Here is a 16448-nt window from a genome sequence, read left to right on the forward strand (position 1 = left end):
CCCCCGGTGGTTAGGCGTCGAGCAGTTCCTGCGCCTCGGTGATGACGTCCCGCATGTCCTGCTGCCAGGCGTAGACGTCCTCTTCGATCGCGGTGTAGGCCTTCACGTGGGCCTCGTCGTAGGCTTCCTCGGAGACCTCGGCGTAGCCGACCTCCTCGCCGCACTTGCCGAAGTCGACGGCCATCTGGATCTCGTAGGCCTTCCACTCCTCGTACGTGGAGCCCGCGTCCTCGGGGACCGGCGGGACCTCGACGTCGGAGTCGCCGGACATGACCATCCCGCGCTCGTCCTCGTCGCTGTTCTGGTAGTAGAGGGCCTCGAAGAACTCCCAGATGGGCAGGCTGTTGTACTCGGTGAACTCCCAGCCCTCGTAGCCGAGGGGGGTGATGCAGTCGAGGAACCGCCCCTGCACGTCGGCCATCGCCGCGGCGTACTCGGCCTCGATGTCCTCCCACATGGACTCCTCGCCCTCAGAGCCGTAGACGGGGTTGGTCGGGCGGTACTCCCAGAAGACGTAGGTCTCGTCGCCGCCGTCGCCCTCCCAGGTCTCCTCGACCATGCGGGGCTCGCCGTAGAGGGCCTCGATCATCTCGAGCTGGCAGCCGCCCGGCTTGGGCTCCTCGTAGCTGTAGTCGTCCTCGATGACGATCTCGCCGCCGTCGTCCTCTTCCTCGAGTTCTCCCTCGGCGAGTTCCTCCTCGTAGTCCTCCTCGGCCTCGGAGGCCATCATGTCGACGTACTCCTGCTCGCTGCCCCAGTTGTGCTCGGCGTACTCCTCGCCTTGGTAGGCGACGTACCACGCGTACTGCTCCTCGGGGGCCAGCGCGTCCCAGTCGGTGGTGTCGGGCTCTTCCCAGTCGTCCTCGTACTCCTCCTCCTGGGCGGCGTAGTAGTCCTCCGCCTCGGGGCTCTCCCAGCCGTCGGGGGCGTTGGCCCACTGGCCGAAGCCGAACTCGGCGGCCTCCTCGGAGGGGAGGAGGAACTCCTCGTGGGGGTAGCCCCAGCTGAGGGTGTCCTGCGGGGGCTCTTCCCAGGGCTGCATGCTCCACGGCTCGTGGACCGTGTGGCCCGCGTCCTCCAGGCAGTTCTGGACGATGCGGAACTCGGCGGCCATGACCTCGCTCTCGATGCGCCGGCTCTCGTTGAGCATCTCGATGAGGCGCTCCTCTTCGGAAGGCTCCTCTTCGGCGCCGATGCCGAGCATCCCGCAGCCTGCCGTGAGCGCGAGCACGGTGGCCGCGCCGAGCCCGGCGGCTCCTCTCCTTGCGGACATCGTCCATCTCCTTGCGTCCGGGTGTGTCTACCCGCAAAGACGTGTCGATGGTCCGCTTTCGTTGCAGCCTGTCGGCATTCTTCTGAGAAATCTCCACGAACAAGGAAACCGGGCCCGCGCCGCCTGGTGGCGGTGCGGACCCGGTTGCCGTACGAGGGCTGGGAGGCCCCTGTCGTCGTCCGTCAGGCGCAGCCCGAGGGCTCCGCCGCAGCGGTCGCGGTGTGCGCGACTACTTCAGGGTGACGGTGGCGCCGGCGCCTTCGAGGGCTTCCTTCGCCTTGTCGGCGTCTTCCTTCTTCGCGCCTTCGAGGACGGCCTTGGGGGCGCTCTCGACGAGGTCCTTGGCTTCCTTGAGGCCGAGACCGGTCAGGCCGCGAACTTCCTTGATGACCTTGATCTTCGACTCACCGGCGGACTCGAGGACGACATCGAAGGTGTCCTTCTCGGCGGCGGCCTCGCCACCACCGGCGGCGGGGCCGGCGGCGGCCACGGCGACGGGGGCGGCGGCGGTGACGTCGAACTCTTCCTCGAACGCCTTGACGAACTCGGAGACCTCGAGGAGCGTCATCTCCTTGAACGCGTCGAGCAGCTCGGCAGTGGACAGCTTGGCCATGGTGTTTCCTTTCTAAAGTCTCGGACCGGTGGCGCTACTCGCCACTGGCCGCTTTCTTGTCCTGCAGCGCCGCACCGAGCCGGGCCACCTGCGAGGCAGGGGCGGCGAGCACGGAGGCGGTCTTCTGCGCAGTGGCTTTCATCGCGCCGGCGAGCTTGGCCAGGAGCACTTCGCGCGACTCGAGGTCGGCGAGCTTGGTGATCTCTTCGACGGAGAGGGCTTTGCCCTCCATGTAACCGCCCTTGATCACCAGGGATTCGTGCGTCTTGGCGAAGTTGCGCAGGCCCTTCGCGGCTTCCACCGGGTCGCCTTCGATGAAGGTGATCGCGGTGGGACCGATGAACAGGTCGTCCAGTTCGGTCACGCCGACCTGGTTGGCAGCACGCTTGGCAAGGGTGTTCTTGGCGACGCGGTAGCGCGCCCCCTCGCCGAGGGAACGCCGCAGCTCGCTGAGCTCCGCAACGCTCAGTCCTCGGTACTCGGTGAGCACCGTGGCGTTCGCGGTGGAGAAGCGGTCGGCGAGTTCGGCGATGGCGGCCTGCTTGTCCGCCGGGTATTCACGTTCAGCCATAATTCCCTCCTTTCTCGGCTGATCAATCCTCAACCGTTCGCGGAGGCGACAAACAAGAAAGGCGCCCCAGCGGGACGCCTCGTCATTGGGACCTGAGGCCAACAGCGTTGGCCCACACCATGGTCGCTTCGAGTAGTCGCCCTACGTCGGTCCCGGGTGGTTTACAACCGCACAAGGCGGTGACCGAACGGTCTTTGGGTTGTGGCCTCCATGCTAGCAGGCCGAACGCGAAGGGCCCCGGCGCAGGAGCTGCGCCGGGGCCACGTCACACCGAAGGTGCTACTTGAGCTTGACCGCCTGCGGGTCGACCGGGATGCCCGGGCCCATGGTGGTGCTGACGGTGACCTTCTTGATGTACACGCCCTTGGAGCTCGCGGGCTTCAGGCGCTGCACCTCTTCGAGGGCGGCGTTGTAGTTCTCGGCGAGCTGCTCCGCGGAGAAGCTGGTCTTGCCGATCGGCAGGTGCAGGTTGGCGTGCTTGTCCACGCGGAAGGCGATCTTGCCGGCCTTGATCTCCGAGACGGCCTTGGCGACGTCGGGAGTGACGGTGCCGGTCTTCGGGTTCGGCATGAGACCGCGCGGGCCCAGGATCCGCGCGATCCGGCCGATCTTGGCCATCTGGTCGGGCGTGGCGACGGCGGCGTCGAAGTCGAGCCAGCCTTCGGAGATCCGCTTGACGAGTTCGTCGGAGCCGACCTCGTCGGCGCCGGCGGCGACGGCGGCCTCGGCCTTGTCGCCCTCGGCGAAGACGATCACGCGGACGGTCTTGCCCGTGCCGTGGGGCAGGGAGACGGTGCCGCGGACGAGCTGGTCGGCCTGACGCGGGTCGACGCCGAGCCGCATGGCGACTTCGACGGTCGCGTCGAACTTGGTCGGCGAGGTCTCCTTGGCGAGGCCGGCGGCCTCGGCGGGAGCGTAGAGCTGCGACCGGTCGACCTTATTGGCGAGGTCGTTGTACTTCTTGCTGCGCTTCATGTTCCATCCTTCGGATGTCGTGGTGAGGGCGAGCGCTCGCCCTGCCACAGGGTTGGCGTCGGCGCCGACGTGCGGCCTCCGACTCGTTGGGGGCCTGCTAGGCCTCGACCGTGATGCCCATCGAGCGGGCGGTGCCGGCGACGATCTGCGCCGCGGCGTCGAGGTCGTTGGCGTTGAGGTCGGGGAGCTTCTTCTCCGCGATCTCGCGCACCTGGGCCTGGGTCACCTTGCCGACCTTGACGCGGTGGGGCTCGCCCGAGCCCTTGGCGACACCGGCGGCCTTGAGCAGGAGCTTGGCGGCCGGCGGGGTCTTGAGGATGAACGTGAACGAGCGGTCCTCGTACACCGTGATCTCAGCGGGGAGCACCTCGCCGCGCTGCGACTCGGTGGCCGCGTTGTAGGCCTTGCAGAACTCCATGATGTTGACGCCGTGCTGGCCGAGGGCGGGACCCACCGGCGGAGCCGGGGTGGCCTGGCCACCCGCGAGTTCCAGCTTGAACGTCACAACGGCCTTCTTGTTGGGAGCCATCGTGTCCTTCTCTTCCTGGGCTGATTTACGGCTCGCAAGCTTCACCGTGACCGGCTGGCTTACCGCTCGCAAGCTTCGCCGTGACTGGCTATGCGGGGCCGGAGGCCCCGCCTTACGTGCGCGCGCCTGCGTGAGCAGGCACGCAACCTCTCCAGGGTACCCGCCGCCTGAGCGGGCGCCTGAAGCGAGGTATGTGAGCTGTGCGGCAGCCCGCCGAGTCGGCGGGCGGCCGCCTCAGAGCTTGGAGACCTGGTTGAAGTTGAGCTCGACCGGGGTCTCGCGGCCGAAGATCGAGACGAGCACCTTGAGCTTCTGCTGCTCGGCGTTGATCTCGGCGATCGTGGCCGGCATGGAGGCGAAGGCGCCGTCCACGACGGTGACCGACTCGCCTTCGGCGAAGTCGACCTTGATGTCGGAGTCGCCGCCGGCGGTCTCGCTCGCGGCCTCGTCCTTGGGCTTCTGCTCCGGCGGGAGCAGCCACTGGATGACCTCGTCGAGCGGGAGCGGGCTGGGCCGGTCGGTGCGGTCGACGACGCCGACGAAGCCGGTGACGCCGGGGGTGTTGCGCACGACCGAGTAGGACTCGGGGGTCATCTCCATGCGGACGAGCACGTAGCTGGGGAAGACCTTGGCCTCCACCTTGGAGCGCTTGCCGTTCTTGATCTCCACCTCGGTGTGGGTGGGGACCTCGATCTGGTAGATGTAGTCCTCCATGTCGAAGGACTGGATCCGGTTCTCCAGGTTGGAGCGCACGCGGTTCTCGAAGCCGGCGTAGGAGTGCAGCACGTACCACTCGCCGGGGGCGAAGCGCAGCTTGGCGCGCAGCGCCTCGGCCGGGTCGACCTCGGGTTCCGAGGACTCGGCGACCTCGTCCTCCTCGATCTCCGGCTCCTCGTCGACGTCCGCGGCCTGCGCCGCTGCGGCCTGCGCCTCGACGTCGTTCTTCAGGGCCTCGTCGAACTCAGACACGCTCAACTCTCATTCCGGCTCGTCCCCGCGCACCGGCGGGGTCCCACGACTCTGGTCTCTCAAATGCGGTGATCCGGGCAGGCGCTTGGCGCCGCGAGCGTCGCCAACACTGCCCTCTAACAGCGGCGCGCCGGGGAGACCGGCGCGCGTTGTACCTCTAGGGTAGCCGCTCAGGACGGCGGCGCGTCTCAGGCACCGTCGAACCGGCGCAGGTCACGCGATCCGCCCGGCCGCGGAGCGGGCGGGGCGGCGGGGGGCGCGGCTCAGGAGTCGGTGCCGAAGGCCCGGCGGACGAGGTCGCCGAAGAGCAGGTCGAGGCCGCCGATGTAGGCCATCACGATGCCGACGAAGATCATGACCACGATGGAGTAGGTGATGAGCTGGCGGCGGGTCGGGTAGACGACCTTGCGCAGCTGCTCGACGACCTCGCGGAGGAACCGGCCGAGTTTCTTGAAGGGGTTCCGCTCGGCGGTCTTCTCGCCTCGCTTGGGCGTGGGACGACCCTTGTCGGCGGTCGCATCGGAGCGGCTGGTGTCGTCGGCCACGTCGGCTTCCTCCAGGGTTCGTCTGATCGGGGCGGTCAGGATTGCAGCATACCGGACCAGCGGGACGCGTCACTATCGCGGCGGGGCGCTTCGGCGCTGCTCCTCGAAGCCGGTGCACAGCTCCTTGCGGCGCTCGTTCCATTTCACGCGCAGCGCGCCCATCTCGGCCTTCATGAACTCCATGAACGCGGCGGTCTGGATGAGCCGGTCGCGGCCGGGGCCGTCGGGCAGCGTCTCGATGCCGGTGACGGCGGTGTCCTGGTAGCGGTTGAGGATCCCGGTGCGGTCGAGCATGATCGAGCCCCAGATGTCCTCGTCGTTGAGCTTGTAGATGTCGGCGCGGGTGGAAGGGCGGCGGCCCTTGATGAGGAGCCCGGCGGCGATGAGCTCGCGGACGGCCCCGGAGACGGCGGCGAGGCTGATGCCCAGGCCCTCGGCGATCTCGGCGGCGGTGTAGGTCTCGGCGTCGTCGACCAGGACGTAGCTGAACACGCGCGCGGACATGCGCTGCATGCCGCTGGTGACCATGACCTCGGTGAACTGCTCCACGTACTCCAGCAAGGCCTTTCGTTCGTCGCTTCGGTGATCCATCGCTCCCCCTCTTCGGCACCACGTGCCACAGATGATAGCCGAAGCTGACATAGATTTTACAAATCCTTGAAAAGTGTGTTAGCTTGAGCGGATGAACGCAGTGATCCGCACTGAGAACCTGGTCAAGCGCTTCGGTCACGTGACCGCGCTCGACCATCTGAACCTCGAAGTGGCGCAAGGGGAGACGCACGGCTTCCTCGGCCCGAACGGCGCCGGCAAGTCCACCGCCATCCGCGTCCTCCTCGGCATGCTCCGCTCCGACGAGGGCCGCGCCGAGCTCTTCGGCCGCGACCCCTGGAAGGACGCCGCCGACCTGCACCGGCGCCTCGCCTACGTCCCCGGCGACGTCGCCCTGTGGCCCGGCCTCACCGGCGGCGAGACCATCGACCTCCTCGGGCGCCTGCGCGGCGGCGTCGACAAGCGCAAACGCGACGCGCTGCTCGAGCGGTTCGACCTCGACCCGCGCAAGAAGGGCCGCTCCTACTCCAAGGGCAACCGGCAGAAGGTCGCGCTGGTCGCCGCGTTCGCCGCCGACGTCGACCTGCTGCTGCTCGACGAACCGACCTCCGGGCTCGACCCGCTCATGGGCGCCGTCTTCAACGAGTGCGTCAAGGAGGCCGCCGAGGCCGGGCGCACCGTGCTGCTCTCGAGCCACATCATGAGCGAGGTCGAGGCCCTGTGCGAGCGGGTGAGCATCATCCGCAAGGGCGTCATCGTCGAGACCGGCACGCTCGCCGAGATGCGGCACTTCTCGCGCTCCCGCGTGCGCGCCACCCTCAAGAACCCCGTGCGGGGCCTGGCGGACCACGACGGCGTCCACGACCTCACCGTGAACGGCCTCGACATCGAGTGCAGCGTCGAGACCGCCGCACTCGACGACGTGCTCGCGCAGCTGGCCGTCGCCGGCGTCGCGGCCCTCACCTGCGAGCCGCCGTCGCTCGAGGAGATCTTCCTGCGCTTCTACGGCGACGAGCTCGCCGCCTCGGGCGTCCCGAACGGCGAGGAGAACGGGTCATGACCACCGCGACCGCGGCATTGGGCGACAACCTGGGCACGCTCGCCGGCACCGGCAAGCTCCTGCGCTTCCACGCCCGCCGCACCCGCCTGTACCTGCTGGGCTGGTTCGCCGGCCTCGTCGGCGGCACCTGGCTCATCGCGGCGGCCTTCCCGAACCTGTACCCGACCGCCGAGGACCGCGCCGGCTACGCGCTCACCGTCGACACGCCGGCGATGCGCTCGATGACCGGGCCCGGGACGTACATCGACGCCTACGCCTCCTCGACCGGCGCCATGTTCGCCCACAACATGCTGCTGTGGACCGGCGCGCTGACCGCGGTCATGTTCATCCTGCTCCTCACCCGGCTGACCCGCGCCGACGAGGAGACCTCGCGGCTCGAGGTCATCCGCTCCGAACCGGTCGGCCGCCGCGCCGACCTGGCCGCCGCGCTCCTCCTCGCCGCCGTCGCGGCCCTCGTGCTCGGCGCGCTCATCGGGCTGACCGTGCTCGGAGTGGACGGCGCCGACGCCGAGGGCGCGTTCCTGTACGGCGCGGCGCACACCGCCATCGCGCTGGTCTTCGCGGGCCTGACCGCGGTGGCGGCCCAGCTGGGCGCCTACAGCTCCAGCGCGAACGGGCTCGGCTTCGCCGCCCTGGGCGCCTCGGTGCTGCTCGCGGCCGTCGGCAACGCCCAGGACAACTGGGTCACCTGGCTCTCGCCGATCGGCTGGTCGCAGCTGACCTACGTCATGACCCCCGAGCAGCGCTGGTGGCCCCTGGCGCTCGGCGTCGCCCTCGGGCTCCTGGCCGTGTGGCTCGCGTTCACGCTGGTCGCCCACCGCGACTTCGGGCAGGGCATGATGGCCGGCCGGGCCGGACGCGCCGAGGCCCCCGCGAGCCTGCGCGGCGCCGGATCGCTGACGTTCCGGCTGACCCGCGGCCTGATGTGGGCCGCCGTGATCACCATGCTGCTGCTCGGCGCGGCCTACGGGTCGATCCTCGGCAGCGCCGACGAGATGCTCGCCAACCTCTCCGAGGAGCAGCGGCAGGTGCTCAACCGGGGCGGCTCCAGCATCGAGGAGAACTTCGCCGCCACCATCGCCACGATCGACGCCCTGTTCGCCGCCATCTTCGGGCTCCTGGTCGTCGGCCGCGCCCGCAAGGAGGAGACGGACGGGCGCGGCGAGCTCCTCGCCGCCGCGCCGGTCACCCGCGGCCGCTGGCCCGGTTCGTACCTGCCGGCCGCGCTGACGACCGCGACCGCGGCCGTCGTCGTCGGCGGCGTGTCCCTGGCACTGGCAGGCGCCGCGTCGCTGGACGACTGGGGCTCCTTCGGGAAGCTGTTCGGCGCCTCGGTGCTCCAGCTGCCGGCGGTGTGGGTCCTCACGGCGTTCGCGTTCGCGGCCTACGCGTGGCTGCCGCGCGCGGGCTGGCTGCGCTGGCTCGTGTGGCTCTACGCGTTCGTGGTCGCCTACTACGGGCAGCTCCTCGAGATGCCCGGCTGGCTGCAGGGGATCTCGCCGTTCGACCACATCGCGGACTACCCGGCCGCGGACGTCGAATGGCTCCCGATCGCCGTGCTCGTGATCGCGGCGGCCGCGATCAGCGCCCTGGGCTACGCGGGCGCCAGGCGCAGGGACCTGCACTTCAGTTGAGCGCCTGAGCAACCGAGCGCACCACGAACCGAACCGCAAGGAAACCGGGCGCCGCCGGTCCGACACCCCGGGCCGGCGGCGCCGCTCCGCGCCGTGGCGCGGCCGCCTTCGCGGCCGTGTCGCCACGGCGATGTCGCACCCGTGTGGTTCGCTGTGGTTCCATGGGCACCATGTCGTCGGGAAGCGCAACCGAACTCAGGTACGAGTTCACCGACCCGCCCGCCGACGAGGCCGACTTCGATCTCGACCCGGCGCAGCGGGCGGTGGTCGAGCACGCCTCCGGGCCGCTGCTGGTGCGCGGCGGGCCCGGCACCGGCAAGACCGAGTCGCTCCTGCGGGCCGTCACGTCGAAAGTGGAGGCCGGGGTCGACCCGGCCTCCATCCTCCTGTTCGGACTCCGCCGCCAGGACACCGCGAAGCTCCGGTCGCGCCTGGATGCGGCCACCGCCGCACTGTCGGCGGCCGAGGTCGGCGTGTTCACCTTCCCCGCGTTCGCGTTCGCGCTGCTGCGCTCGGCGGCGGTCGCCGAGGGCCGCGACGAGCCGCGCCTGCTCACCGGCCCCGAGGCGGACGCGCTCATCCGGTCCATGCTGGAAGGCGAGGACTTCGGCTGGCCCGACGGCTTCGACGAGGCGGTGCGGACGTACGCGTTCGCGCAGCAGCTGCGGGACCTGGTGCTGCGCTGCGGCGAGCGCGGCCTCGACGGACCGGGCCTGGCGTCCCTCGGCGTCCGGCACGACCGGCCCGAATGGGTCGCGGCGGCCCGCTTCTACGACCGCTATGTGACGACCCTCGCGATCCAGTCGCTGTCGAGCGCGCTGTACGACTCGGCCGAGATCGTGCGCGCCGCCGCGGCGGCGCTGCGCGGCAGCCCGGACCTGTGCCCTACGCCCGCTTGGGTGTTCGTGGACGACCTCCAGGACGCGACCCCGGCGCACCTGGAGCTGTTGGAACTGCTCGCCGGGGACGGCGCCAACCTGGTCGCGGCCGGCACGCCCGATGCGGCCGTGTTCGGCTATCAGGGCGGCGACCCCGAGTCGGTGCGCGACTTCCCGTACCGGTTCCCCGCGCGCGACGGCGGCGAGGCCGCGGTGGTGCAGTTGCGGAACACGCACACGGTGGCGCTCGCGCCGCTGGCGGCGACGGTGACGCTGTCGCGGCGGCTGCGCGGCTCGGACCGGGACCGGGCGCGCGGCACGGCGTCCGAGGAACCGGGCCGGGCCGAGGTCGTGTACCTGCCCTCGCCGACGCGGGAGGCGGTCTACATCGCCGACATCGCCCGCCGGGCGCACCTGCTCGACGGGATCCCTTACGGGGACATGGCGGTCATCGTCAAGTCGGCGTCGGCGATCCCCCAGTTGCGCCGGGCCATGCAGCACGCGGGAGTGCCCACGCGGCAGGCCGCGGACGACGTGCCGCTGCCGGCGCACCCGACCGTGCGCGACCTGCTGCGCGTCGTCCTCATCGGACGCCATCCCGAGCGGCTCGACGAGACCACCGCGGCCGGGCTCCTGCACTCGCCGTTCGGCGGGGCCGACCCGTTCGCCGAGCGCCGCCTGCGCCAGGAGCTGCGGCGGCTCGCCGTCGCCGCCGACGACTTCTCGCCCGGATCGGACCTCCTCGTGGAGGCCCTCGTCGCGCCGGAGAAGATCGCGGCGCTGCCGGAGGAGGACTGGGCCGGGCCCGCCCGGAAACTCGACGCGCTCTTCGCCGCCGCCAGGGAAGGCGGCGGCATCACCGCGACACTGTGGAGGGTGTGGGAGGCTTCGGGGCTCGGCGAGCGGCTCAAGCGGCGCGCGCTGTCCGCCGACCGGCGCGCCCAGCGCGCCGACGCCGAGCTCGACGCGGTGATCGCGCTGTTCGACCTCGCCGCCGCGTATGAGCGGAAGCAGCCGGGCGCGGGCGCCGAGGTCTTCTGCGAGCACGTGCTGCAGCAGCAGCTGCCCGGCGACTTCCTCTCCGCGCGGGCGGAACTCGGCGACGCCGTGACGCTCACGACCGCGCACGCCGCGCACGGGCGGCAGTGGGACTTCGCGGTCGTCGCGGGCGCGCAGGAGGGCATGTGGCCCAACCTGCGCCCCCGCGGCTCCCTCCTCGGGGCCGAGGCGCTCGTGGACGTCCTCGACGGGCGGGCCGACGTCGACCAGGTGGCGCAGCTTCTCGACGAGGAGCGCCGCCTGTTCTACAACGCCTGCACGCGGGCCCGGGTGCGGCTCCTGGTGACCGCCGTGGACTCCGACGACGCGCAGCCGAGCCGCTTCTGCGGGGAACTCGGCGTCGAACCGGTCACCGCGCCCCGGCGCGGGCGGCCGCTGAGCCTCGCGTCGCTCACCGCGCGCCTGCGGGAGGTCGTCGTGGACTCGGGCCACCGGGAGCGCGACGCCGCCGCGGCCGCGCTCCGGAAGCTCACCGAGCAGGGCGTCCCGGGCGCCGACCCGGCCCGGTGGTGGGGCCTGGCCGAGATCTCCGACGAGCGCGCGCTCGCGCTCGCCGGGGAGACCATCAGGATCTCGCCCTCGCAAGTGGAGTTGACGCAGCAGTGCGGGCTGCGGTGGGCGCTCGAATCGCACGGCGCCGACGCGGGCGACCTGCTCCCCCGCCACCTCGGCACGCTCCTGCACGCCGCGGCCGAGGCCGTCACGGTCGACCCGGCCGCGGACCCGGCGCAGGTGATGGAGCGGGTCGTGGGCGAGCACTTCGACCGGCTCCCGTTCGAGGCGCCGTGGCACGCCGAGCAGCAGCGCCGCCGCGTCTCCGGCGCGGTCGAGCGCTTCGCGCGGTGGCTCGCGGCCAACCGGCGGGAGCTCATCGGGGCCGAGCGGTCCTTCCGCGTCAAGCTCGAACTCGGGCCGCCCGGTGTCGAGGTCGTCATGTCGGGGCAGGTCGACCGGCTCGAACGCGACGGCGAGGGCCGCCTCTACGTGGTGGACCTCAAGACCGGCAAGAGCGCGCCCACCAAGGGCGAAGTGGAGCGGCATCCGCAGCTGGGGGCGTACCAGCTCGCGGTCGCCGAGGGCGCGTTCGAGGAGGGCGACCGGCCCGGCGGGGCCGAGCTCGTCTACCCCAACGTGGACAACAAGACGTCCACGCGTTCGGTCGCCCAGGGGCCGCTGAGCGAGGCCGAGAATCCCGACTGGGCGCGGGCGCTCGTCGCCGACACCGCGAACCGCATGGCCGGACCGGTCTTCGAGGCCCGCAACACCAGCAGATGCGACACGTGCTCGGTCAAGCACTGCTGCCCCATCGCCGACGAGGGCCGGCAGGTCACCGATGAGTGAAGCGGCGCCGCCGAAGGCGCGGACGGAGAGGCGGTACCGGTGAGCGAGCACTTCAGCGCCGTGGGCTTGGCCAACCGGCTCGGCCAGCCCACCCCCACGGGCGAGCAGCAGGCGGTGATCGAAGCCGGGCGCGATCCGATGCTCGTCGTCGCCGGCGCCGGTTCGGGCAAGACGACGACGATGGCCGACCGCGTGGTGTGGCTCATCGCCAACCGCGTCGCCAGGCCCGAGCACATCCTCGGGCTCACCTTCACCCGCAAGGCCGCCGCGGAACTCGCCGCGCGCGTCCGCGACAAGCTGCGTCGGCTCACCGAGTCGATCCCCGAACTGTCCGAACTGCACGGCGAGCCCACCGTCTCGACCTACAACGCGTACGCCGGGAGCCTCGTCGGCGAGCACGGCCTGCGCATCGGCGTCGAGCCGAGCACGCGGGTCATCACCGACACGGGCCGCTGGCAGCTCGCCCGGGACCTGGTGTGCGCGTGGGACGGCGAGATGAGCGAGTTCGACGTCAGCGTCGACCGCGTCACCGAGCTCGTGCTCCAGCTGGCCGAGCAGCTCGCCGAGCACCTGCGGGACGGCGCGGACCTGCGCCGCTTCGACCGGGACCTGCACGAGATGCTCGAAGAACGGCGGTCGGCGAAGCTCAACGACGAGTTCCGCAGCCTCCTGTCCTTGCGGCGCAAGCGGGACCAGCTGCTGCCGCTCGTGGAGGCGTGGGACCGGCGCAAGCGCGAGCTGGGGGTCATGGACTTCGCCGACCAGCTGTCGCTGGCCGCGCAGCTCGTCGCGGGGGCGCCCGAGATCGTCCGGACCGAGCGGGACCGTTGGCGGGTCGTCCTCCTCGACGAGTACCAGGACACGTCGTTCTCCCAGGTGGCGCTGCTGCGCGACCTGTTCGGCAGCGGCCACCCGGTCACGGCCGTGGGGGACCCGAACCAGTCCATCTACTCCTGGCGCGGGGCCTCGGCGGGCACGCTGCAGCGCTTCCCGAGCGACTTCCCCACCGGGGCGGGCGGACCGGCCCACGTCGCCTATCTGACCCGGTCCTGGCGGAACCGCGAAGCCGTGCTCGACGTGGCGAACGCGGTCTCCGAGCCGCTGCGCGCCGGGACCGTCCCGCCCCTCACCGTCGGCGCGAAGTTCGACGACGAGCACGGCGAAGGCCTGGTCGAGGCCACGATGCACCTCACCGCCGCCGACGAGGCCGAGTGGATCGCCGCGCGCCTGAAAGCGGTCTGGGACCCCGAGCGGGAGGAGACCGCCGCGGTCCTCATCCGCAAGCGCCGACAGATCCCGGCCCTGCACCGGGCGCTGACCGCCGCGGAGCTCCCCGTCCAGGTCATCGGCTCGCTCGGGCTGCTGTACTACCCCGAAGTCGCCGAGACCGTCGCGATGCTGCGGGCCGCCGCCGACCCGACGAACGGGCCCGCGCTCATGCGGCTGCTGGCGGGGAACCGGTGGCGCATCGGGCCGCGGGACATCGCCGCCCTGTGGGCGCGCGCCCGCGAGCTCGCCCCCGACTCGCGGGGCTTCGAACCGGACGCGGGCGTGGAGGCGGAGGCGTCCCTCGCGGATGCACTGGCCGATCCGGGTGCGGCCGAGCACTACTCGACCCTGGGGTATCTGCGCTTCGCGCAGCTCCACGAGGAGCTGAGCTGGATTCGGAGCCGCCTGGGGCAGAGCCTTCCCGACGTCGTGGGCGACGTGATCGCGCACAGCGGCCTGGACGTGGAGGTGATGCTGCACCACGGCGATCTGTCCAATCTGGACGAGTTCACCGACATCGCCGCGGCGTACGAGAACGACACGAGCGGGGCGAGCGTTCCGGGGTTCCTCTCATACCTGGAGTCGGCGGCGAAGCGCGAGCGGGGCCTGGTCGTGGAGGGCGCGAACCCGGCGGGCGGCGTCGTGCAGCTGATGACGGTGCACGCGGCGAAGGGCCTGGAGTGGGACGTGGTCTCGGTGCCGGGGCTGTGCGAGGGGATCCTGCCGACGTCGGTGAAGCGCGACTCGACGTGGGTGAGCGACGCGGCGAGGCTGCCGTACGGACTGCGGGGCGACGCCGAGAACCTCCCGGTGCTGTACCTGGACGAGGCGTACACCCCGGCGGAGGTCAAGAAGGCGGTCGCGGCGTTCAAGGCGGACGACCGGGAGGCGAAGCTCGACGAGGAGCGCCGGCTGGCGTACGTGGCGCTGACGCGGGCTCGGCGGGCGCTGCTCGCGAGCGGCTACTGGTGGGACGCCGAGGCGCGGTCCTCGCGCAAGCCCGCGCCGTACCTGGAGGAGGCCCGGAACGCGGGGGCGCGGGTCCCGGTGTGGGCGGAGCCGGGGCGGTCGAACCCGCTTGAGGACCAGGCCCGGACGGCGGAGTGGCCGAGCAAGGCCCCGTTGGGTTCGCGGCAGGCGGCGTTCGCCGAGGCGGCGGACCTGGTGCTGGCGGTCGGCGATGCGGTCGCCGAGGGCCCGTTGGCGCGGCAGTGGAGGGAAGAGGCCGAGCTGCTGCTGGCCGAACGCGACGAACGGGAGTCGGGCGTGGTCCGGCTCCCCCGCCCGACGCGGCTCTCCACGTCGCAGCTGATGGCGATGCGGGCCGACGAGGAGGCGTTCGCGGCGCAGCGGCGCCGCCCGATGCCGCAGCCGCCGCGGGAGGCGACGCAGCGCGGCACCGAGTTCCACTCCTGGGTGGAGGAGTTCTTCGGCGGGAGCACGCTCTTCGACCCGGCGGACCTGCCGGGAGCGGCCGACGAGGCGGCGCCGGACACGGACCTGGACCGCCTGAAGGCGGCGTTCCGGAACTCCGAATGGTCGCGGCGCCGGATCGCGGCGCAAGAGGTCCCGTTCGTGATCGAGTACGAGGGCACGATCGTGCGGGGGCGCATCGACGCGGTTTTCCACAGGGAGGGCGGCGGCTACGACATCGTCGACTGGAAGACCGGCCGCCCGCCGGAGGGCGAGGCGGCCGAGCACGCCGCACTCCAGTTGAAGGTCTACCGGAAGGCCTGGGCGAAGCTCAAGGACATCGACGAGACGGCGATCCGAACGGCCTTCCACTACGTCGGCGCCGACCACACTTGGTGGCCCGAGCTGGATTAGCGCCGCCGTCCTGCGGTGTTCGCCCCGGTTTCTCCGCCGGTTTGCGCGCGGGCGCTACCGTGATCACCGCAATGGCCGGATCCGATCCGGCCGTCGGCCCCGCCACCCACGGGGCCGCAGAGTATCCCCATGTGATTGGAACCCATGCGCAACCGCAACAAGTCCCGTGCCACCCGCCGCGCCTCCGCCCTCGCCGGCGGCGCCCTCGCCCTCACGTTCGCCCTCGCCGCGTGCGGCAGCGACGGCGACACCCCCGCCGGGGCCGTGGAGGGCTTCCTGGGCGACGGTGTCGAGGACCTCTTCAACGCCATCAAGGAAGGCGACTCCGACGCCGCGGTGGCGACCGCCGAGGAGTACTTCTGCGCCGAGGACGTCGAGGGCGTCAAAGAGATGACCGGCATGCTCGAGGGCATGTCCGAGGAGGAGATCGCCGAGCACATGGGCGATGACTTCGCGATGCCCGAGGACTGGTCCTACGAGGTCGGCGAGGTCACCGAGGAAGGCGACACCGCCACCGTCGAGGTCGAGATGACCGAGAACGGCGAGACCACCGACGAGACCTTCGAGATGGTCAAGGAAGACGACGTCTGGAAGATCTGCGGCGAGTTCGCTTAAGCGACACCGCACCAAGGTAAAGGGCCCGACGAGCGTCGTTCGTCGGGTCCTTGCTCATGCATGGACGCAACGCATCCCGGGCCGACTACTTGACCAGAAGCGCGAGTAGCCGGTCAGCGATGTCGCCGACTTCAACCAGGGTTCCCGAGGCGGCTGCGATCACCAGGTCATAGGCCTGGTCCTCGATCTCCTCTGGATCCTTCAGGCGAAACCCGTTGAGCTCGAGAAAGGTCGCGGCGGCCAAGAACCCCAGCCGCTTGTTCCCGTCGAACAACGGATGGTTCGAGACGAGCGAATGCAGGAGCGCCGCGGCCTTTTCAAACGGCGTCTCGTACGCCTCGGCTCCGAACACATTCGTCTGCGGGCGGGCTGCGGCGGACTCCAACAGTCCGATATCGCGAATGACGACCGATGGGCCCGCCGCGATCGACGTGAGGTCGGCCAGTTCTGCGGTCGACAGGTACCGTGGCACTACTCGCCGAGCCTCGTCAGCAGCCGGGCGTGGCGCTTGGCGATATCCTCGGCAACCGAGCGCACGTGATCGCGGGACTGTCGCTCGATCCACTCCGCGATGGCGGCCTCAGCCGCGCTGTTCATCGACAGCCCTGCTTCGGCAGCAGCGTCACGGAACTTTCCTTCGACCTCGTCGGGGAGTCTGAGCGTCATCGCCATAGGTCCACCTCCATCTTGGTAGCATGAATGATACCACTTCTGCCACCATGGGACCAGTCGCCGATCGGC

The 16448-nt window shown here is 70.9% G+C and carries 15 protein-coding genes; 5 read left to right on the top strand and 10 right to left on the bottom strand.

What is annotated here, in order from left to right:
• Positions 1 to 10: 10 nt before the first annotated feature.
• The 8 genes from K3N28_RS21690 to K3N28_RS21725 all read right to left on the bottom strand — a co-directional run bounded on the left by K3N28_RS21690 (position 11) and on the right by K3N28_RS21725 (position 6066).
• Positions 11 to 1273 (bottom strand): hypothetical protein, encoded by a 1263-nt coding sequence (locus K3N28_RS21690; protein WP_228094846.1) that lies wholly within the window; start codon positions 1271 to 1273, stop codon positions 11 to 13.
• A 229-nt stretch (positions 1274 to 1502) separates the two neighbouring features.
• Positions 1503 to 1886 carry a 50S ribosomal protein L7/L12 gene (gene rplL / locus K3N28_RS21695; protein WP_228094847.1) on the bottom strand — a complete coding sequence of 128 codons (384 nt, stop codon included), beginning with the start codon at positions 1884 to 1886 and terminating at the stop codon, positions 1503 to 1505.
• A 34-nt stretch (positions 1887 to 1920) separates the two neighbouring features.
• Positions 1921 to 2457: a 50S ribosomal protein L10 gene (gene rplJ / locus K3N28_RS21700; protein ID WP_228094848.1), complete on the bottom strand. Its 537-nt coding sequence runs from the start codon at positions 2455 to 2457 to the stop codon at positions 1921 to 1923.
• Positions 2458 to 2736: 279 nt separating this feature from the next.
• Positions 2737 to 3432 (bottom strand): 50S ribosomal protein L1, encoded by a 696-nt coding sequence (gene rplA / locus K3N28_RS21705; RefSeq protein WP_228094849.1) that lies wholly within the window; start codon positions 3430 to 3432, stop codon positions 2737 to 2739.
• Positions 3433 to 3529: 97 nt separating this feature from the next.
• A complete protein-coding gene (rplK, locus tag K3N28_RS21710) occupies positions 3530 to 3961 on the bottom strand; it encodes a 50S ribosomal protein L11 (RefSeq protein ID WP_228094850.1) in 432 nt (143 codons plus the stop codon).
• Positions 3962 to 4195: 234 nt separating this feature from the next.
• Entirely contained in the window at positions 4196 to 4930 is a 735-nt protein-coding gene (gene nusG, locus K3N28_RS21715) for a transcription termination/antitermination protein NusG (protein ID WP_228094851.1), read from the bottom strand.
• 263 nt (positions 4931 to 5193) lie between these two features.
• Positions 5194 to 5475, bottom strand: coding sequence for a preprotein translocase subunit SecE (gene secE / locus K3N28_RS21720; RefSeq protein ID WP_228094852.1), 282 nt, complete (start codon positions 5473 to 5475; stop codon positions 5194 to 5196).
• 72 nt (positions 5476 to 5547) lie between these two features.
• Positions 5548 to 6066, bottom strand: coding sequence for a GbsR/MarR family transcriptional regulator (locus K3N28_RS21725; protein ID WP_228094853.1), 519 nt, complete (start codon positions 6064 to 6066; stop codon positions 5548 to 5550).
• Positions 6067 to 6157: 91 nt separating this feature from the next.
• Between K3N28_RS21725 and K3N28_RS21730 the strand changes: the two genes are divergently transcribed.
• The 5 genes from K3N28_RS21730 (at position 6158) to K3N28_RS21750 (ending at position 15707) form a co-directional block, all read left to right on the top strand.
• Positions 6158 to 7084 (top strand): ABC transporter ATP-binding protein, encoded by a 927-nt coding sequence (locus K3N28_RS21730; RefSeq protein WP_228094854.1) that lies wholly within the window; start codon positions 6158 to 6160, stop codon positions 7082 to 7084.
• Positions 7081 to 8718, top strand: coding sequence for an ABC transporter permease (locus K3N28_RS21735; protein ID WP_228094855.1), 1638 nt, complete (start codon positions 7081 to 7083; stop codon positions 8716 to 8718). The genes K3N28_RS21730 and K3N28_RS21735 overlap by 4 nt, the downstream gene beginning before the upstream one ends.
• A gap of 170 nt (positions 8719 to 8888) precedes the next feature.
• Positions 8889 to 11996, top strand: a complete 3108-nt coding sequence (locus K3N28_RS21740; protein WP_228094856.1) for an ATP-dependent DNA helicase — start codon at positions 8889 to 8891, stop codon at positions 11994 to 11996.
• Between the two features lie 39 nt (positions 11997 to 12035).
• Complete coding sequence (locus K3N28_RS21745; RefSeq protein WP_228094857.1) at positions 12036 to 15092, top strand: ATP-dependent DNA helicase; 3057 nt, start codon at positions 12036 to 12038, stop codon at positions 15090 to 15092.
• A 144-nt stretch (positions 15093 to 15236) separates the two neighbouring features.
• Complete coding sequence (locus tag K3N28_RS21750; RefSeq protein WP_228094858.1) at positions 15237 to 15707, top strand: DUF4878 domain-containing protein; 471 nt, start codon at positions 15237 to 15239, stop codon at positions 15705 to 15707.
• Between the two features lie 85 nt (positions 15708 to 15792).
• On the opposite strand, the gene K3N28_RS21755 is transcribed toward K3N28_RS21750, so the two are convergent.
• Entirely contained in the window at positions 15793 to 16179 is a 387-nt protein-coding gene (locus K3N28_RS21755; protein ID WP_228094859.1) for a type II toxin-antitoxin system death-on-curing family toxin, read from the bottom strand.
• Positions 16179 to 16379 (bottom strand): hypothetical protein, encoded by a 201-nt coding sequence (locus K3N28_RS21760; RefSeq protein WP_228094860.1) that lies wholly within the window; start codon positions 16377 to 16379, stop codon positions 16179 to 16181. Before K3N28_RS21760 ends, K3N28_RS21755 begins: the two co-directional genes overlap by 1 nt.
• Positions 16380 to 16448: the final 69 nt, after the last annotated feature.

Origin of the sequence: Glycomyces sp. TRM65418, from assembly GCF_019710475.1 — a bacterium.
In the GTDB taxonomy this organism is placed as follows: Bacteria; Actinomycetota; Actinomycetes; order Mycobacteriales; family Micromonosporaceae; genus Glycomyces.